13 protein-coding genes and 1 tRNA gene are annotated in these 18,542 nt (G+C 72.0%); 6 read left to right on the top strand and 8 right to left on the bottom strand.

Annotated elements, in window-relative coordinates; all coding sequences use genetic code 11:
• Positions 1 to 33 precede the first annotated feature (33 nt).
• The 3 genes from NZH93_RS23970 to NZH93_RS23960 all read right to left on the bottom strand — a co-directional run bounded on the left by NZH93_RS23970 (position 34) and on the right by NZH93_RS23960 (position 3,150).
• Positions 34 to 1,680 carry a GGDEF domain-containing protein gene (locus tag NZH93_RS23970; RefSeq protein ID WP_308214230.1) on the bottom strand — a complete coding sequence of 549 codons (1,647 nt, stop codon included), beginning with the start codon at positions 1,678 to 1,680 and terminating at the stop codon, positions 34 to 36.
• A gap of 97 nt (positions 1,681 to 1,777) precedes the next feature.
• Positions 1,778 to 1,848 (bottom strand) — tRNA-Gln (locus NZH93_RS23965).
• 126 nt (positions 1,849 to 1,974) lie between these two features.
• Positions 1,975 to 3,150 carry an alpha/beta hydrolase family protein gene (locus tag NZH93_RS23960; RefSeq protein ID WP_259625421.1) on the bottom strand — a complete coding sequence of 392 codons (1,176 nt, stop codon included), beginning with the start codon at positions 3,148 to 3,150 and terminating at the stop codon, positions 1,975 to 1,977.
• A 216-nt stretch (positions 3,151 to 3,366) separates the two neighbouring features.
• Between NZH93_RS23960 and NZH93_RS23955 the strand changes: the two genes are divergently transcribed.
• Entirely contained in the window at positions 3,367 to 3,960 is a 594-nt protein-coding gene (locus NZH93_RS23955) for a TetR/AcrR family transcriptional regulator (RefSeq protein ID WP_259625462.1), read from the top strand.
• On the opposite strand, the gene NZH93_RS23950 is transcribed toward NZH93_RS23955, so the two are convergent.
• Together NZH93_RS23950 and NZH93_RS23945 are read right to left on the bottom strand one after the other, a co-directional pair.
• Positions 3,957 to 5,084: a PQQ-dependent sugar dehydrogenase gene (locus NZH93_RS23950; protein WP_259625420.1), complete on the bottom strand. Its 1,128-nt coding sequence runs from the start codon at positions 5,082 to 5,084 to the stop codon at positions 3,957 to 3,959. The two genes, NZH93_RS23955 and NZH93_RS23950, sit on opposite strands and share 4 nt — an antisense overlap.
• Before the next feature lie 36 nt (positions 5,085 to 5,120).
• Positions 5,121 to 5,678 (bottom strand): DUF4291 domain-containing protein, encoded by a 558-nt coding sequence (locus tag NZH93_RS23945; RefSeq protein WP_259625419.1) that lies wholly within the window; start codon positions 5,676 to 5,678, stop codon positions 5,121 to 5,123.
• 115 nt (positions 5,679 to 5,793) lie between these two features.
• Between NZH93_RS23945 and mfd the strand changes: the two genes are divergently transcribed.
• The 5 genes from mfd (at position 5,794) to NZH93_RS23920 (ending at position 15,166) form a co-directional block, all read left to right on the top strand.
• Positions 5,794 to 9,381 carry a transcription-repair coupling factor gene (gene mfd / locus NZH93_RS23940; protein WP_259625418.1) on the top strand — a complete coding sequence of 1,196 codons (3,588 nt, stop codon included), beginning with the start codon at positions 5,794 to 5,796 and terminating at the stop codon, positions 9,379 to 9,381.
• 12 nt (positions 9,382 to 9,393) lie between these two features.
• Positions 9,394 to 10,350, top strand: a complete 957-nt coding sequence (locus NZH93_RS23935; RefSeq protein WP_259625417.1) for a SurA N-terminal domain-containing protein — start codon at positions 9,394 to 9,396, stop codon at positions 10,348 to 10,350.
• Positions 10,347 to 11,285, top strand: coding sequence for a nucleoside triphosphate pyrophosphohydrolase (locus NZH93_RS23930; RefSeq protein ID WP_372506766.1), 939 nt, complete (start codon positions 10,347 to 10,349; stop codon positions 11,283 to 11,285). The genes NZH93_RS23935 and NZH93_RS23930 overlap by 4 nt, the downstream gene beginning before the upstream one ends.
• Entirely contained in the window at positions 11,282 to 14,473 is a 3,192-nt protein-coding gene (locus tag NZH93_RS23925; protein ID WP_259625416.1) for a S41 family peptidase, read from the top strand. Before NZH93_RS23930 ends, NZH93_RS23925 begins: the two co-directional genes overlap by 4 nt.
• Before the next feature lie 150 nt (positions 14,474 to 14,623).
• Positions 14,624 to 15,166, top strand: coding sequence for a hypothetical protein (locus tag NZH93_RS23920; RefSeq protein ID WP_259625415.1), 543 nt, complete (start codon positions 14,624 to 14,626; stop codon positions 15,164 to 15,166).
• Here the strand turns inward: NZH93_RS23920 and efeB are convergent.
• Genes efeB through efeU form a run of 3 tightly spaced genes read right to left on the bottom strand, consistent with a single transcriptional unit; the run spans position 15,163 to position 18,393 of the window.
• Entirely contained in the window at positions 15,163 to 16,419 is a 1,257-nt protein-coding gene (gene efeB / locus NZH93_RS23915) for an iron uptake transporter deferrochelatase/peroxidase subunit (RefSeq protein ID WP_259625414.1), read from the bottom strand. The two genes, NZH93_RS23920 and efeB, sit on opposite strands and share 4 nt — an antisense overlap.
• Entirely contained in the window at positions 16,416 to 17,552 is a 1,137-nt protein-coding gene (gene efeO / locus NZH93_RS23910; RefSeq protein ID WP_259625413.1) for an iron uptake system protein EfeO, read from the bottom strand. The genes efeB and efeO overlap by 4 nt, the downstream gene beginning before the upstream one ends.
• 16 nt (positions 17,553 to 17,568) lie before the next feature.
• On the bottom strand, positions 17,569 to 18,393 hold the full coding sequence (gene efeU, locus NZH93_RS23905) for an iron uptake transporter permease EfeU (protein WP_259625412.1): 825 nt from the start codon (positions 18,391 to 18,393) through the stop codon (positions 17,569 to 17,571).
• Positions 18,394 to 18,542 lie beyond the last annotated feature (149 nt).

Here is an 18,542-nt window from a genome sequence, read left to right as displayed (position 1 = left end):
CGGGAGGGACCTGGCTCCCGCCAGGAGCCGATACTAGGCCTCCGGGTCGGCTTCCCCCGCTACGGCGGCCACCTGGGATCCACCTTGGCGCTTCGCCACGTACATCGCCGAGTCGGCTCGGGACAGGGCCTGGTTCGCGGTCTCGCGGGGCCTCAGCGAGATCACGCCGACGGACAGCGTGACCCCGCGTGAGAGGTCCAAAGGCAAGCCCGCCACAGCATCCACCGCTCGACCCAGTGCGGCCTGCGCGGCGCTGAGGGGTGCGCCGGGCAGAAGCACGACGAACTCGTCGCCGCCGTACCGGGCCACCATGTCGTCACCCCGGAGGGCTTGGCGCAGTGTGCTCGCAATCACCCGAAGGACGTCATCCCCCTCGGCGTGCGAGTACCGGTCGTTGACGACCTTGAAACCGTCGAGGTCGACCAGCGCGATCGACAGCGGGTAGGTCTGGCCGGTGATGAGGGTCGCCATCTTCTCGTCGAGCGCCCTGCGGTTCGGCAGCCCGGTCAGCGGGTCCTGCATCGCCTGCTGCGCGATGGCGCCGTGCGCCCGCGTCAGCCGTTCGTGGTCGCGGCGGGTGATGAGGGTCGACGTGCGCGCCTCCTGCATCTGCCACAGCTCGACCTCCAGCGCCGTCGCGTAGCTCTGGAGCGCCGACACGGTCTCCTCGCCCGCGGTGTCCGACAGGCGGGCGAACTCGCGGACCAGGCACAGCATCAGCGTCGGCTCGGACGTGTCGTGCTCGAGGCGCTTGCGCGCGTCGCTGAGCACCTTGAGGCCCTCGTCGACCCGCTGCTCGGTCTCCAGGCAGCGGGCGAGCGCGATGGCCACGATGATCAGCTCGCGGGCGTACATGGACAGCTCCATGAGCGTCCACAGCCGGTCGAGGTGCTCGGAGGACGGGGCGGCCAGCGCGTGCGCGGCGCCGATCACCGGCACCTGGTCGGCGGCCGAGCGGTCGCGGCGGCCGGGGTGCAGCGACTCGCGGAACGGGCCCTCCACGGCCTTCGCGATGGCCGACGCCATCGCGAAGTGCGCCATCGCCTCGTCGAAGTTGTCGACCCGCTCGATCCGCAGCCCCCAGCCGATCTTGAGCCGGGTGCGGTTGAGCAGGTGCACGTAGATCTGGTGCGGGCCAGCGCTCTCCCTGATGGCCTCGTTCGCCCTGGCCAGGACCTCGTCGGCCAGCGCGAACACGCCGAGCTGGGTGAGCACGAGACCCGTGCTCTGCAACGCGGAGGCGAGCAGCCGGTTCCAGGTGCGCTTGTCCAGCACCGGGTCCGGGGTGAGGCCCTCCTCGAGCATCGCGAGCCCGCGGGCGACCTCGGTGAGCGCCTTGTCCTCGACGTTGCCGAGCAGGAACCGGCGACCGCGCAGCGCGTGCGCCTCGGCCTCCAGGACGACCAGGCCGTGCCGCTGGGTGTGCGCGAGCATCTCGTCGAGCAGGGGATCGGACAGGTCGACCAGGCCGGGGGTCACGAGGCGGACGACGGCGGCGGCCCTGAGCAACTGCGCCACGATCCGCGGTTCGCCGCGGCCCTGGGCCTCTTCGAGGATCTCGTCGACCTCGCTCGCGGCGTCGAGCTGGTCCGCCAGGTGGCTGCTCTGAGCGATCGCCATGAGTTCTTGCGCGCGGCCGACCAGCCAGGCGTCGGACATCTCGTGCAGCGCCGGCGACACGTTGTCCTGCTCATCGACCGCTTCGTCGTGCAGCGACCCACACCCCCATGCAACAACCGCAGGGTTTCGGACCGGAGGCCCCGGTCCGACAGTTCCGCTCCGCCACCAGGATTCGAACCTGGACCATCTGAACCAAAATCAGAGGTGCTGCCTTTACACCATGGCGGATCGGGCGAGGCGAACCTCACCCGCGCGAACACATGTTGTCATGCCTGCGCCGTGCTTGGTCGCACGACCACTCAACTGGCCGCTACCGTTGCGTAATTCGATCATGACGTACGGTGTTGTGCCAGGTCAAGAGGTGCCGATCACGCCGTTCAGGAAGTCGTCGAGATTCCGCTGGTAGGCGGCGGCGTCGGTGTTCCACGCCGCGGTGTGGTCCGCGCCCGGCACCTCGACGTACTGGAGCGGCCACTGGAGGCGCGCGGCGGCCGTGGCGAGGTCCCGCGAACCCTGCACCGGGACGGTCCCGTCCGCGTTGCCGTGGAAGACGAGCGTCTTCGGCTTCGTCGCGGGAGGGTGCTCGACCAGGTCGAACCGCTCGAAGCCGATGTCCGCCCGCCAGTCGGAGACGAGTTCGGCGACCGGCACGATCGCGACGGGCACGTCCCGGTTGGCCGCTTGGAGCTCCAGGGTCTTCGTCCAGCTCGTGACCGGCGCGTCCAGGACGACCCCGGTCACCGAGGCCGCCGTCGGCGACTGGGCGAGGAGCTGGCCGATGATCGCCCCGCCCATCGACCAGCCGTAGAGCAGCACGTTCGCCGCGCCCTGTGCCTTCGCGTGCTCCACGGCGGCCTCGACGTCGCGCCACTCCGTGCCGCCGAGGTGGTAGAGCCCGTCCGGGGACGCCGGGGCACCCTCCTCGGTGTCGTTGCGGTAGGTCACGACGAGCGTCGGCAGGCCCCGTTGGTGCAACTGCGGCAGCACCCGCAGCGCCTCGGCGCGGGAGCCCGCGCGGCCGTGCACGGCGACCACCCACGTGGACGACGTGCCGGGCACGAACCACGCCGGGGCGTCGCCCAGCTCCGTCTTGACCTTCACGTCGGTGAAGTCGAGCCCGAGGGCGGCCTTCGGGTCGGTGTCCCAGACGCTGGTCGCCATCCGCACCTTCGTGCCCGCGGGCGGGGCCGTGCCGTCGATGAGCGGGCGGCGCACCTTGCCGTCCGGGCGGCCGTCGACCGGTCCGACGCGGGCGGCGCCGCCGTCCCACAGCAGCCCCCACGTGCCGGGCAGGACGGTGTCCTCGGACTGCTCCAGCAGCACCGAGGGCTGGTCCGCGCCACCGGTCCCGCCCGCGGACGTGTCCGGGTAGCCGGGGCGCGAGTTCGCGGGCTCCAGCAGTTGACCGCTGTAGTACCAGCCGCCGCCCAGGACGGCACCGCAGAGCAGGAGCAGGACGACGACCACGCCGAGCGTGGTGAGGACAACGATCCGTCGGCGGCGGCGCGGCCGAGCGCTGGGTGACTCCACCCGCACATGATGACCGCGCGGGAGGTGCGGTGGCCGTAGGGAAAGCCCCGGATCGCGGACGGGCGCGGCGAGCAGCGCCTTGACCGCGTCGGCAAGAGGTGACCCCCGCCGCGAGGGGCGCGCGTTTTGGCAGGTCGCCGTGCGCCTAGGGTGACCGAGGTGACTGGGAGACGGCGCAAGGGCGATCCAGACGCGGCGCCGGTCGCCAGGGTCCGCATGACGGGCAAGGAACGGCGCGAGCAACTCCTCGACGTCGCGCGGGCCCTGTTCGCCGAGAAGGGCTACGAGGTCACCTCGGTCGAGGAGATCGCGCACCGCGCGGGCGTGAGCAAACCCGTGGTGTACGAGCACTTCGGCGGCAAGGAGGGCATCTACGCGGTCGTCGTCGACCGCGAGATGGAAGCCCTGATGGACCAGATCGTCAACGCCCTCTCCGGCGGGCACCCGCGCGAGCTGCTGGAGCAGGCCGCGTGCGCGCTCCTCGACTACATCGAGGGCTCGTCGGACGGGTTCCGCATCCTCGTGCGCGACTCACCGGTCGCGTCGTCGACGGGCACGTTCTCCTCGCTGCTCAACGACATCGCCTCGCAGGTCGAGAGCATCCTGGGCACCCACTTCTCGCAGGGCGGCTACGACCGTAAGCTCGCCGCGCTGTACAGCCAGGCGCTCGTCGGCATGGTCGCGCTCACCGGCCAGTGGTGGCTGGAGGTGCGCAAGCCGAAGAAGGACGAGGTCGCCGCGCACCTGGTCAACCTGGCGTGGAGGGGCCTGTCCCACATGGACCACAAGCCCAGGCTCACGATCCGCTAGCCGCGGGTGACCTTCAGCAGCTTGTCGTCGCTGCCGTTCGACGTCGTGACGTAGAGGGCACCGTCCGGGCCCACCCGCGCGCCGCGCAGCCTGCCGTGCGTGCCGTCCAGCTCCGGCGGGATCGCCACCGAGTGCACGCCGCCCTCCGGGGTGAGCGTGAACAGCATCAGCTTCTCGCCCTTGAGCGCGGTCACCGCCAGCACGCCCTCCAGGTCGCCCCACTGGCCGCCGGTCAGGAACGCCGCGCCGCAGATCGCCTCGGTCGGGTCGCCGGACTTCCAGATCGCCTCCACGGCGTCCGGGAACCTGGTGAGGTCGGTCATCGGCACGCTCTCGTCGTAACCGGGTTTGGTGCCGCCCTGGCCGGGGTCCCAGCCGTAGTTCGCGCCGGGCTCGATCAGGTTCAGCTCGTCGTCGACGTCCGGCCCGTGCTCGGCGGTGAACACCTGGCCCGTCTTGGGGTGCACGGCCACGCCCTGCACGTTGCGGTGGCCGTAGGTGAGGACCCGGCTGCCGGGCGTCGGGTTGTCCGGCAGCGCCGCGCCCGTGTTCAGGTCGATCCGCAGCACCTTGCCGCCCAGGTTGTCCAGGTCCTGCGCGGCCGTGCCCTGCGCCGTGTCACCCGTGCCGACGAGCAGCGCCCCGTCCTTCGCTAGCGCCGGGCGGCAGCCAGAGTGCCGCCCGCTCGCGGCCACCGGCAGCCCGCCCAGCAGCGGGTCCTTGACCCGGATGGCGCTGGTGCTGTCCGCGGAGAGCTGCCACGTGACGAGCCGGACGTCGTCGCGCGAGGTCTGGCAGGTGGTGAACAGCCTCGACGTGGCGAAGTCCGGGTGCACCACCAGACCCATCAGCCCACCCTCGCCGCGCGGCTGCACGTCGTCCAGGTCGGCCTTCAGGTCGGTGGCCCTGCCGTCCTTGACGAGGGTGAGCTTGCCGGGCCGCTGGGTGACCAGAACCTGCCCGTCGGGCAGGAAACCGGTGTCCCAGGCGTGGCTCAGCCCGCCGATGACCTCGTCGACCTTGAGGCCCGACGGGGCCGAGGTGGGCGGAGCGCTGCCACCGGACGCGGTCGTCGTGCACCCGGCTGCGAGAGCCAAGACCAGAACCCCGACGAGTCTGCTCATATGTCCACAATGACTGGTTCGAGGTGTGGTCGGTGTTCAGGCCGAGGCGCCGAGGTGCTCGCGGACGTCCTCGGGCAGCGGGTAGGGGCGTTCCACCGGCAGCAGGGCGGCGGCCTCGTCGAGGGAGCCCCCGCGGACCAGCGCGTGGACCTCCCGCGCCAGCGGCGTCACGTCGGTGAGGCCCGCGACCCACTCCTCGACGTACCGGGTGCTGGTCGCGCCCGCCAGGCCGAGTTGCAGGGACCGGTGGTCGAGCGGGTTGTGGTGGAGGTCGCGTTCGGGGTCCCACTGCACGCGGACCTGCGGCTTGCGGACCGAGCGGTCGTGGCTGAGGACGGCGTCGCGCAGGGCCGACTCGAAGCCCTCACGGGTCAGGCGCACGGCCAGCACGTGCTCCTGGCCCTCCTTCAGACCCCAGCCGCAGCGGTACATCATCCACAGGAACGACGGTTTCACCCACGTCATCCGATCGGGTTTGAACGGTGGCACGAACGTGCCCGCCCGCAGCGCCGGTAGCGCGATGGCGGGCGAATAGGCCTGGTAGACGGTGATGTGCCGATCGTCGTAGTCGGCTCTGACCTCTTTGTGCTTCACCACTCCAGCGTGCCGTGCGCCGCAACCGGGTTACGCTGGAAGCCGAGAACCCCTCCCTGGGAGCGATCAGTCCCAGGCAGGGGTCTGTCCGCGTGTCACGCACAGGAGCCCCGAAATGCCCCAGCCCGGTCCGCTCTCCGGCCTGCTGACCACCGTCCTGTCCGACAAGGCGCTGCGCGCGCTGGTCGACGCCGCGGGTGAGCCGTCGCTGGAACTGGAAGGTCCGCCCGCGGCCCGCCCGCTGGTCACGGCGGCGCTGGCCTCGGCGCAGGGCGCCGACCGGCCGGTGCTGGTGGTGACCGCGACCGGGCGCGAGGCGGACGAGCTGACCTCGGAGCTGTGCGACCTGATCGGGCCGGACGTGGTCGTGCACTTCCCGTCCTGGGAGACGCTGCCGCACGAGCGCCTGTCGCCGCGGGCGGACACGGTCGGCGCGCGGTTGCAGATCCTGCGGAGGCTGGCGCACCCGGACGAGCACCCGGCCGGGGCGTTGAAGGTCGTCGTGACGACCGTGCGGTCGCTGATCCAGCCGATGGCGCCGGGCCTGGGCGAGCTGAAGCCGGTGCACCTGGAGGTCGGGGTGGAGTTCGACTTCGCCGAACTGGTGCAGCGCCTGGTGGACGTGGCCTACGCGCGGGTCGACATGGTCGAGAAGCGCGGCGAGTTCGCGGTGCGCGGCGGGATCCTGGACGTGTTCCCGCCCACCGCCGAGCACCCGCTGCGGGTGGAGTTCTGGGGCGACGAGGTCAGCGAGATCCGGCCGTTCTCGGTGGCGGACCAGCGTTCGCTGCCGACGGAGGTGCGCGAGTTCACCGCGCCGCCGTGCCGCGAGATGCTGCTGACCGACGACGTGAAGGCGCGCGCGGCGGCGCTGGCGGAGGAGCACCAGGGGGACGCGCACCTGGTGGAGATCCTGGACAAGATCGTGAACGGCATCCCGTCCGAGGGCATGGAGGCGCTGATCCCGGCGCTCTGCGAGGGCGAGCTCCAGATGCTCACCGACATCGTCCCGGACGGCACGCAGGTCCTGCTGGCCGACCCGGAGAAGATCCGGGCCCGCGCGCAGGACCTGGTCCGGACGGGCCAGGAGTTCCTCGAAGCCTCCTGGATGGCGGCGGCGGGCGGCGGCAAGGCGCCGATCGACCTGGGCGCGTCGGCGTACCGGAGCCTGGCCGAGGCGGCGGACGCCGCCCGCGGCAAGGGGCGGTCGTGGTGGACGCTGAGCCAGCTCACCAGCGAGGGCGAGGACGTGCTGCGCCTCGACCTCAAGCACGTCGAGGCCTACCAGGGTGACATCGACCGGGCGTTCGCCGACCTGCGCGCGCACGTCACGACCGGCGGCACGGCGGTGCTCGTCGTGCCAGGCTCGGGGACGGCGCAGCGCGCGGCCCAGCAGCTCCGGGACGCCGACGTGGCGTCGACGCTGGCGGAGGCCGGTCTCGCCGAACCGCCGAAGGCCGGGCTCGTCACGGTCGTGCGCGGCACCCTCGAAGAGGGCTTCTCCATCCCCGAGCTGGCGCTGGTGGTGCTCACCGAGACCGACCTGACCGGCGGTCGCGGCGGGACGTCCACGAAGGACATGCGCAAGATGCCGTCGCGGCGGCGCAACAGCGTGGACCCGTTGGCGCTCAAGGCGGGCGACTACGTGGTGCACGAGCAGCACGGCATCGGCAAGTACGTGGAGATGGTGCAGCGCACGGTCGCGGGCGCGACCCGCGAGTACCTGGTGCTGGAGTACGGCTCCAGCAAGCGCGGCCAGCCGGGCGACCGGCTCTTCGTGCCCACCGACCAGCTCGACGACATCTCGCGGTACGTCGGCGGCGAGCTGCCGACGTTGAACAAGCTCGGCGGGTCGGACTGGAAGAACACGAAGACCAAGGCGCGCAAGGCGGTCAAGCAGATCGCGGCCGAGCTGGTGCAGCTCTACGCGGCCCGCCAGTCCGCGCCCGGCCACGCGTTCGCGCCGGACACGCCGTGGCAGCGGGAGCTGGAGGACGCGTTCCCGTTCACCGAGACCGTCGACCAGATGGCGGCGATCGACGAGGTCAAGGCCGACATGGAGCGGTCGGTCCCGATGGACCGGGTGATCTGCGGCGACGTCGGCTACGGCAAGACCGAGATCGCGGTGCGCGCGGCGTTCAAGGCGGTGCAGGACGGCAAACAGGTCGTGGTGCTGGTGCCGACGACCCTGCTGGCGCAGCAGCACCTGAACACCTTCGCCGAACGGATGCGCGCGTTCCCCGTGACGGTGAAGGGGCTTTCGCGGTTCACCGACGCGCTGGAGGCCGAGCAGACCGTCGCGGGCCTGGAGGACGGCTCGGTCGACGTCGTGATCGGCACGCACCGGCTGTTGCAGAAGGGCTTGCGGTACAAGGACCTCGGCCTGGTGATCGTGGACGAGGAGCAGCGGTTCGGCGTCGAGCACAAGGAGCACATCAAGGCGCTCCGGACGCACGTCGACGTGCTGACGATGTCCGCCACCCCGATCCCGCGCACCCTGGAGATGAGCCTCGCGGGCATCCGCGAGATGTCCACGATCCTGACCCCGCCGGAGGAGCGGCACCCGATCCTCACCTACGTCGGCGGCTACGACGACAAGCAGGTGGGCGCGGCGATCCGCCGGGAACTCCTGCGCGACGGCCAGGTCTTCTACGTGCACAACCGGGTCTCCTCGATCGAGCGGGCCGCGCGCAAGATCCGCGAGCTGGTGCCGGAGGCGCGGGTCGTGACCGCGCACGGCCAGATGAACGAGGACAAGCTCGAGAAGATCATCGAGGGGTTCTGGGAGAACGAGTACGACGTCCTCGTCTGCACGACGATCGTCGAGACCGGCCTGGACATCTCCAACGCCAACACGCTGATCGTCGAGCGCGGCGACATGCTCGGCCTCTCGCAGCTCCACCAGTTGCGCGGCCGCGTCGGCCGCGGCCGGGACCGCGGGTACGCGTACTTCCTGTACCCGCCGGAGTCGCCGCTGACCGAGACCGCGCACGACCGGCTCGCCACGATCGCGCAGAACACCGAGCTGGGCGCGGGCATGGCGGTCGCGATGAAGGACCTGGAGATCCGCGGCGCGGGCAACATCCTCGGCGCCGAGCAGTCCGGGCACATCGCGGGCGTCGGGTTCGACCTCTACATCCGGCTCGTCGGCGAGGCCGTCGAGGCGTTCCGCAAGCACGCGGGCGCGGAGTCGGAGGTCGAGGAGGAGTTGGCCGACGTCCGGATCGACCTGCCCGTCGACGCGCACATCCCGCACGACTACGTGCCGGGCGAGCGGCTGCGGCTGGAGGCGTACCGCAAGATCGCCGCCGCCGGGGACGCCGCCGCGCTCCAGGCCGTGCTGGACGAGCTGAAGGACCGCTACGGCACGCCGCCGCTGCCGGTCGACCGGCTCCTCGCGGTCGCCACCCTGCGCCAGACGTGCCGCCGCCACGGCGTGACCGAGGTCGCGACGCAGGGCAACACCATCCGGTTCGCGCCGATGCCGCTGCGGGACTCGCAGCTCGTCCGGCTGCGCAGGCTGCACCCGAAGGCGGTCTACAAGGAGTCCGTGTCGACGGTGTCCGTCCCGCGGCCGACGGAGGGCGCGGCAGGCGGCCGGATGGGCGCACCGCAGCTCCGCGACCAGGAACTCCTGGACTGGTGCGCCCACTTCCTCGAGTCGTTGGCGGGTAGCGCTGTGAGCGCGACCACTGGGGCGTGAGAAGGTAGCCTCGTGAGCACTGTGCTGAGGTCCCGGTACCGTCGATTCACCCTGCTCGGCGCTGCCGCCGCGCTGCTCCTCGCGGGCTGCGGCTCAGGTCCGGCGCAGGCTGGCTCGGCCGCGATCGTGGGCGACACCGTGATCCCGCTGAACCTGGTCCAGGGAAGGCTGTCGAGCTACCTCGACCGCCAGCCCGAGGGCGGGCAGGCCCAGGAGGGCGCCGCGCCGCAGGCGAAGCTGGACAAGACCGCGCGCGACATCCTCACGTTCAAGATCCAGCACGAGCTGACCCTGCGGGCGGCCGACCGCGAGAAGGTCAGCGTCTCCGAGGACACGCTCAGCCAGCTCCTGGAGCAGGCCGGTGGCGCCGAGCAGCTCAGCGAGGGCACGTTCTTCGACGCGGACACCTTCCGCAACGAGCGCGCCCGCGACCAGCTCCTCCAGGTCGAGATCGGCCGCAAGTACGCGGACAAGCTCGCGGTGAGGTTCGACTACTTCTACGCGAACGACACGCAGGAAGCGATCGACAAGGCCAAGCAGGTCGCCCGCGACCCGAGCAAGATGGCCGAGTTCGTCCGCGACGCCAAGCAGAAGGACTCGCAGGCGGGCGAGACGGACGCCCAGGTGGCGTCCGCGCAGTCGCCGCAGCTCGCGACCACGCTGCTGTTCGGCGTCCCGGCCGACACGGTGATCGCGTTCCCGCCGTCGCCCGAGCAGGGCAACTGGATCGTCGCGCACGTCAAGGAGCGCCAGACGAACGCGCGCCCGTCGGCTGACGGCGCGTCGCAGGAGCTGACGCCGGACGTGCTCGCGGGCATCGGCCTGCGGATGCTCCAGCAGCTCTCGGACGAGCTGAACATCCGGGTCAACCCGCGCTACGGCGTGTGGGACACCTCCATGATGGGTGTCGCGCCGAGCGAAGGCGAGAAGGCGGGCTTCCAGATCGCCGTCCAGCAGCCCAAGCCGTGACCCTGGCCCCTGGAACGGCTGTCGTCCTGCGCGGCGCGGCCGACGTGCTGCCCGTCGCCGCGCTGCCGCACCTGCGCGGCGCGGCGCACGTGTTCGGCGTCGACGAGCCGCCGCCCGCTCCGGGACCGCTGGTGGAGCTGGCCCGCGCCGAGCCCGTCGTGCTCGTCGCGGTGTCGGCCGCCGACCCCGCCGCCGCGGCGCTGGTCGCGGCGGGCGCTCCGGTGATCGGCCTGCCCGTCGGCGCGGGCCTGCTCGACGCGGTGGCCGTGATGGACCGGCTGCGGTCGCCCGGCGGGTGCCCGTGGGACGCCGAGCAGGACCACGAGACGCTGCGGCAGTACCTGGTCGAGGAGACCTTCGAACTGCTGGAGGCGATCGAGGACGGCGACCGCGCGGCCATGCGCGAGGAACTGGGCGACGTGCTGCTCCAGGTCCTGTTCCACGCCCGTGTCGCCGCCGAGCACGGCTCGGACGCGTTCACCGTGGACGACGTGGCCGCGGAACTGGTGGCGAAGCTCGTCGGCAGGCACCCGCACGTGTTCGCGGGCGGCGACTCCGCTGTCCGCGACTCCTCGACGCAGCAGGTGCGCTGGGAAGAGCTGAAGCAGCAGGAGAAGCAGCGCGAGTCCAGTGTGGACGGTGTCGCGCTCGGCCAGCCAGCCGTGGCGCTGGCGGCGAAGCTGGCGCAGCGCACCAAGCGCGCGGGCTTCCCGGTCGACCTCCTCCCGGAAGGGGACGACTCCGGCGCGACCCTGTTCGCGGTGGCAGCACTGGCGAAGCTGGCGGGGGAGGACCCCGAGACCGAACTCCGGGCGGTGGCCCGCACGTTTGCGGGGAACGTCCGAGCCGCCGAGACCGCCGCACGTCTCGAAGGAATCACCACTCTCGACACCGAGGACTGGCGCCGGTTCTGGCCCGCTAACGTCGAGGTGTGATCGAACCCGCATACCTCCGCTTCCCGCACCTGCACGACGACCTCGTGGCGTTCGTGGCCGAGGACGACGTCTGGCTGGCCCCGATCTCCGGCGGCCGGGCGTGGCGGGTGTCCGCCGACCAGGTCCCGGCGGCCGGTCCGCGGTTCTCCCCGGACGGCGCGGCGCTGGCCTGGACGAGCACCCGCGACGGGGCGCCCGAGGTGCACGTGGCACCGGTCGAGGGCGGGCCGTCGGAACGGCTGACGTACTGGGGCCACCGCACGACCAAGGTCGCGGACTGGACACCGGGTGGCGACGTCGTGGCCGTGACGGCCGCCCGCGAAGCCACCTCCGACCGGTCGTGGGCGCACGCCGTTCCGCTGGACGGCGGTCCCGCCCGGCGGCTCCCGTTCGGCTGGGTCGGCGACGTCGCGCACGGCCCCGACGGGGTTCGGGCGATCACCAGCTCCTACGGCCGCGACCCGGCCTGGTGGAAGCGCTACCGCGGCGGGTCGGCGGCCAAGCTGTGGCTCGACCTGGACGGCGACGCCGAGTTCCACCGGATCCTGCCCGAGCTGACGTCCTCGCTCACCTCGCCGATGTGGATCGGCGGCAGGCTCGCGTTCCTGTCCGACCACGACGGCGTCGGCGGCGTCCACTCCGTCCTCCCGGACGGCACGGACCTGCGGCGGCACACCGAGCAGGAGTTCTACGCGCGCGCCGCGACCACCGACGGCACCCGCGTCGTCTACCAGCACGCGGGTGACGTGTGGCTGCTGGAAGCGCTGGACGCCGAACCGCGACGGCTGGACATCCGACTCGGCGGCCCGCGCAACTCCCGCCGCCCCAGGCACGTCCACACGGGACGCAACGTCGAGGACGTGACGCCGGACAAGACCGGCCGCGCCAGCGTCGTGGAGGTCCGCGGCACCGTGCACTGGGTGACGCACAAGGACGGTCCGGCCCGCGCGTTGGCCGAGCAGCCCGGTGTCCGCGCCCGGCTGCCGAGGGTCGTCGGCGAGAGCGGCCAGGTCGTGTGGGTCACCGACGCCGAGGGCGAGGACGGCCTGGAGTTCGCGCCCGTCGGCGGCGTCGAACCGGGCAACACGCCGCGCCGCGTCGGCGTCGGGCAGCTCGGGCACGTGGAGGAGTTGCTGGTCTCGCCGGACGGCCGCCGGATCGCGGTCGCCACCCACGACGGCAGGCTGCTGCTGGTCGACGTGGAGTCCGGTGAGCTGCGCGAGGTCGTGACGGGCGCGAACCCGCTCGTGAGCGACCTGGCGTTCTCGCCGGACTCGAACTGGCTCGCCTGGTCGCACCCCGGCCCGAAACCGTTGCAGAACATCAGGATGGCCAACACCACGGACCTGTCGACCGTGGACGTGACGCCGCTGCGGTTCACCGACTTCTCGCCCGCGTTCACCGAGGATGGCCGGTACCTCGCGTTCCTGTCGGTGCGCAGCTTCGACCCGGTGTACGACGCGTACGTGTTCGACCTGTCGTTCCCCACCGGCTGCCGCCCGTACCTGCTGCCGCTGGCCGCGACCACGCCGTCGCCGTTCGACCCGTACCGGCTCGGCAGGCCGATCGGCGACGACGACCCGTCGGACAAGGCGAAGGACGGCGACGACGAGAACCCGATCACCGTCGTGGACCTGGAGGGCTTGGCGGACCGCGTGGTCACGATCCCGGTGGCCGCCGCCCGCTACGCGCAGCTCACCGCGGCCAAGGGGAACCTGTTGTGGCGGCGCAGCCCGCTGGTCGGGGTGCTCGGCGACAACATGGCCAGCCCGGACGCCCGGCCGCCGCGGTCGGTGCTGGAGCGCTTCGACCTGGCCAAGCTCAAGGCCGAGGTGCTCGTCGACGGCCTGGACGGCTACTCCGTGACCGGTGACGGGCAGCGGATGGTCGTCGCCGACGGCGCGACGCTGCGGCTCGTGCCGACCGACCGCAAGGTCGACTCCGACGACGATTCCGACTGCGTCGACATCGACCTGTCCCGCGTGCGGGTCGTCGTGGACCGGGCCGCCGAGTGGCACCAGGCGTACGCCGAGGCCGGGCGGCTGATGCGCGACAACTTCTGGCGCACCGACATGGGTGGCGTCGACTGGCAGGGCGTGCTCGACCGCTACCGGCCGCTGGTCGACCGGCTGGGCAGCCACTCCGACCTGGTCGACCTGCTGTGGGAGGTCCAGGGCGAGCTGGGCACGTCGCACGCCTACGTGGGCGGTGGCGGCGGGTACGGCGGCCGGTCGCAGGGGCTGCTCGGCGCCGACCTGGAGCGCGACGACAGCGGGGCGTGGCGGATCGCCCGGATCATCCCCGGCGAGACGTCCGACCCCGCGGCCCGCTCGCCGCTGGCCGCGCCCGGCGTGGCGATCCGGCCCGGTGACGCGCTGGTCGGCGTGGACGGCCGCCAGGTCGACCCGCTCACCGGCCCCGCGCCGCTGCTCGTCGGCACGGCGGGCAAGCCCGTGGAGCTGACGATCCGGCCGGGCGGCGGGGGCGAGCCGCGGCGGGTGGTCGTGGTGCCGCTGGACGACGACTCGGCACTGCGCTACCACGCGTGGGTCGCGGACCGGCGGGCGCGCGTGCACGAGCTGTCCGACGGCCGCGTCGGTTACCTGCACGTGCCGGACATGATGGGCGGCGGCTGGGCGCAGTTGCACCGCGACCTGCGGGTCGAGCTCCAGCGCGAGGCGATGGTGCTGGACGTGCGCGAGAACTCCGGCGGCCACACGTCCGAACTGGTGGTGGAGAAGCTGGGCAGGCGGATCATCGGCTGGTCCGTCGCCCGCGGGTACACGACCTCCGACAGCTACCCGTCCGAGGCGCCGCGCGGGCCGGTGGTCGCGGTGACCGACGAGTTCGCGGGCTCCGACGGCGACATCGTGAACGTCGCCATCAAGGAGCTGGGCATCGGCCCGATCGTCGGCACCCGCACGTGGGGCGGTGTGATCGGCATCGACAGCCAGTACTCGCTGATCGACGGCACGCCCGTCACCCAGCCGCGGTACGCGTCCTGGTTCGAGGGCCACGGGTGGGGAGTGGAGAACCACGGCGTCGACCCGGACGTCGAGGTGGTGATCACGCCCCAGGACCGCGTCGCGGGCCGGGACCCGCAGCTCGACAAGGCCGTGGAGCTGGCGTTGGCGGCGCTGGTCGAGCGCCCCGCCGCCGTGCCGCCGCGGTTGCCGCCGCTCGCCTGATCGGGTTCCACCCGACCGTGGAGCGCGTCACCGTTGCGGTCGACGGCTCGAACCGATCAAGTACGCGGGTCGTGTTCGGGAGCTGGTCGGTCGGGGGTTGTGGTGGGTCATCGGGAATTGCCGCGCAGCGGACGAGGGTGCTTCGGCGCGGTGGTGGCGCTGCCGCTGGCCGCGACCGGCCTCGGCGGTGTGCTCGCACTCGTTCTCCTGCAAGGGGAACAGCCCGATGAGCAGGCGGGCGTCCACCCCGTCCAGGCCACCTCGCGGCCCACGCCGGTGAGCGCGCGCCGGACCGGGGTCGTCGCGCCGACCTCCTCGGACGCCTTCGTCCGCGAGGCGCCCGCGGAGGCTCGCGACGCCGTCCGGAGCGGACGGGGCTCGGCCGCGGCCAAGCCGTCCGGCACGACGGCGTCCGCCGGTCCGTCCACTGTGGAGGAAACCCGCAGGCGGGGTGGACCGCGCCCCAGCCGCCACCGGCCGTCGTCGAGCACACCGCCGCCGTCCGCCACCACGTCCAGCACGCCGACCACGACCACGGCGGGCACGACCCCGCCGAGCCCGACGGTCGCGCCCGCGCCCACCACACCCGTCGAACCGCCCGCGCAGACGTCGACCACCGCGCCCGCGGCGCCGTTGTCGACCACGGCGCCCGCGCCCGTCCCGGTTCCGGAGAGCGCCCCGGTGAGCGGCTAGCGGAAGAGGGTGTCGCCCCAGAACCCGCCCTCGCGGACGCCGGGCGGGACGGCGAAGTGGCCGGAACCGGTGTGCTCCAGGTACTCCATCATCTTGTCCCGGCTCGCCAGCGCGTTCTGCATGGGCACGAAGCGGGTGCGCGAGTCGCGGTTGAAGCAGACGAAGAACAGGCCCGCGTCGAGGTGCCCGAGGCCGTCGGAGCCGTCGGTGAAGTTGTAGCCGCGGCGCAGGATCCTGGCGCCGCCCAGCTCCTCGTGCGACGCCAGGCGGATGTGGGCGTCCACCCCGATCACCGGCAGCCCACCCGCGCCCTTGACGTGCAGGTCCATCTCGTCGAACTCGTCCACCTGGCCCAGCGCGGCGCCGGTGCCCTTCTTGCGGCCGACGATCTCCTCCTGCTCGCGCAACGAGGTGCGGTCCCAGATCTCGATGTGCATCCGGATCCGCCGCGCCACCAGGTAGGTGCCGCCGACCAGCCAGTCGGGGCCGTCCTCCTCGGACACCCACACGTGGTCGCGCAGGACGTCGGACTCCTCGGCCTTGACGTTCCGCGTGCCGTCCTTGAACCCGAACATGTTGCGCGGGGTCGCCTGGGCCCGCGTCGTCGACGAGGTGCGGCCGAAGCCGAGCTGCGACCAGCGCACGGACACCCGGCCGAAGCCGATGCGGGCGAGGTTGCGGATGGCGTGCACGGCGACCTGCGGGTCGTTGGCGCACGCCTGCACGCACAGGTCGCCGCCGCTGCGGTTCGGGTCGAGGTCGTCGCCGGGGAAGCGCGGCAGGTCGATCAGCGCGGCCGGGCGCCGGTCGGCCAGGCCGAAGCGCCCGTCGAACAGCGAGGGGCCGAAGCCGATCGTGATGGTCAACGCCGACGGGGGCAGGTCGAGCGCCTCGCCGGTGTCCTTCGGCGGCGCCTCGGCGGACCCGCCGACCGCGCCGCCGTCCACCGCCTCCTGGCCCGCGGTCATCCGGACCGCGGCCTCGGTCCATTCCTTGAGCAGTGCGACGAGCTCCTCGCGTTTGGTGGTCTTCACGTCGAACGCGACGAAGTGCATCCGGTCCTGCGCGGCCGTGGTGATCCCGGCCTGGTGCTCGCCGTGGAACGGCACGGCCCCCGTCAGCGAGGACGCGCCCTCCACCTCGGGAGGCCGCGGCGCGGCGGCCACGGCCCCGACGGCGGCGCCCGCCCCGGCCAGCGCCACGCCGGCACCGGCCAGGCCGAGCAGTCGCCTCCTCGGCAGCCCCCCGCTCACTTGGCCACGGCCTCGGGGACCTTGCTCACCGGCTCGCCCAGCGCGTCGACCGCGGCGGCCAGGTCCTTGACCTCCGGCTCGGTCAGCTCGGTGTAGAGCTTGAAGCCGTCACCCTTGCGCTGCTTCTCCAGCAGGTCGTCCAACGCCTTGAACTTCTCGTCCAGCACGGTCAGCAGGGCGGCGTCCTTCTCCTGGATCACCGGGCGCAGCGCGGCGACGGCGGCCTGCGAGCCGTCCACGTTGGCGCGGAAGTCCCACAGGTCGGTGTGCGAGTAGCGGTCCTCCTCGCCGGTGATCTTGCCGGTCGCGACCTCGTCCAGCAGCTCCTTGGCGCCGTTGGCCAACTGGAGCGGCGTCAGCTCGACGGTCTTCGCCTTGGTGACGATCTCCTTCACGTCGGTCAGCAGCCGGTCGGCGATGGCGGGGGAGTCGGCCTGGAGACCCGTTTCCCACAGGTCCTTCTCCAGCCGGTGGTAGCCGGTGAACTCCAGGCCCTCCTCGATGACGTCCTCGCGGCCGTCGATCTTCGGGTCGAGGTCGCCGAAGCTCTCCGCGACGGGCTCGATGCGCTCCCAGTACAGGCGGGCGACCGGGAAGAGCGCCTTCGCGTCCTCGACCTTGCCCGCCTTCACCGCGTCGACGAACTCGGTGGTCTTCACGAGCAGGCTGTCGGCCTGCGAGTTCACGTAGCGCTGGTACTCCTTGGTGGCGTCGGCCAGCTTCGTGTCCGTGTCGACGGACTTGCGGCCCTCGCCGGTCACGGTGAAGTCGCCGCGGATGCCGTCGCCGACCATGCCGGGCTTGCACGCGGTCTGGAGCTTGCCCGCGTCGGTCACCTCGACGATCAGCCGCCGGGTCAGTCCGGGCCCGACGTTCTCGACCTCACCGAGGATCCGGTCGCCCTCGGCGTAGAGGTAGAACTCGGTGACCTTGCTGCCCTTGTTGGTGATCTCGAACGTCACGTTGCCCGTGCCCGCCGAGGTCCGCGCCACCTTGCAGGCGTCGTCGGCGGCCTCGACGGCGATCGGACCGCCGTCCCCGCCCGCGGCGGGCGTCGACCCGCCACCGCAGGCGGCGAGCACCGACAACGACGCGGCCGCGACCAACGTCGCGCGCAGAGGTGCTGTGAACACGGGTTCTCCTGGGGTTTCAGAGTGCTGCGGGTGCGCGGTCGCGCGGGCGGTACAGGAACAGCGGCAGGACGATCGCGACGTACGCGACCCAGGCGACGGCCTGGAGGACGGTCGTCTGCTGCGAGTAGTTGAAGATCCCCTTGAGCAGCGCCCCGTACCAGGACGCCTCGGGCACGGTCGTGCTCAGGTCGAACGCCAGCGTGTTCAGACCGGGCAGGATCGCGGCCTCTTGCAGGTCGTGCAGGCCGTACGCGAGGACACCCGCCGCGACGAACACGAGCAGCCCTCCGGTCCAGGTGAAGAACCTGCCGAGGTCGAACCGGATCGCGCCCGCGTAGAGCAGCCACGCCAGCGCGACCGCCACGGCGATCCCGACCAGGAACCCGATCAGCGGCTCGACGATCCCCACACCCGCGCTCTGCACGCTGGAGTAGAAGAAGACGGCCGTCTCCAGCCCCTCCCGACCGACGGAGACGAACGCGACCACCGCGACGGCGACCGGCCCGACCTCCAGCGCCCTGGACATCTTCCCGCGCAGCTCGGCGGCGATGGTCCGCGCGGCCCCGCGCATCCAGAAGATCATCCCGGTGACGAACGCGACCGCGAGGATCGACATCCCACCGCCGAACGCCTCCTGCTGCTGGAACGACAGCGTCGAGGTGGTGAACGTGATCAGCGCGCCGAACCCGACCGACAGCAGCACGGCCACACCGACCCCGAGCCACACGAACGGGAGCGAGGACCGCCGGTCGGTCTTCACGAGGAACGCGATCAGGATGCTCACGACGAGCGCGGCCTCCAGCCCTTCGCGCAATCCGATCAAACCGTTGTTGACCAGCACTCTTCCCCCTCCCGCAGTCGTTCCACCGCTCTGAATTTAGGTAAGCCTTGCCTCTGCGTCTAGAGCAGAATCGCCAAGGTTGGGTCACGTTCACCCACCAGATGCAGGCAAAACGGTCAGACCGGCAGAGGTTGCTCCGTTCGACACTG

This window comes from Umezawaea endophytica (assembly GCF_025061645.1).
Lineage (GTDB): Bacteria > Actinomycetota > Actinomycetes > Mycobacteriales > Pseudonocardiaceae > Umezawaea > Umezawaea endophytica.
Note: the sequence above shows the minus strand (reverse complement) of the source record. Positions and strands in the feature narration are given on the sequence as shown.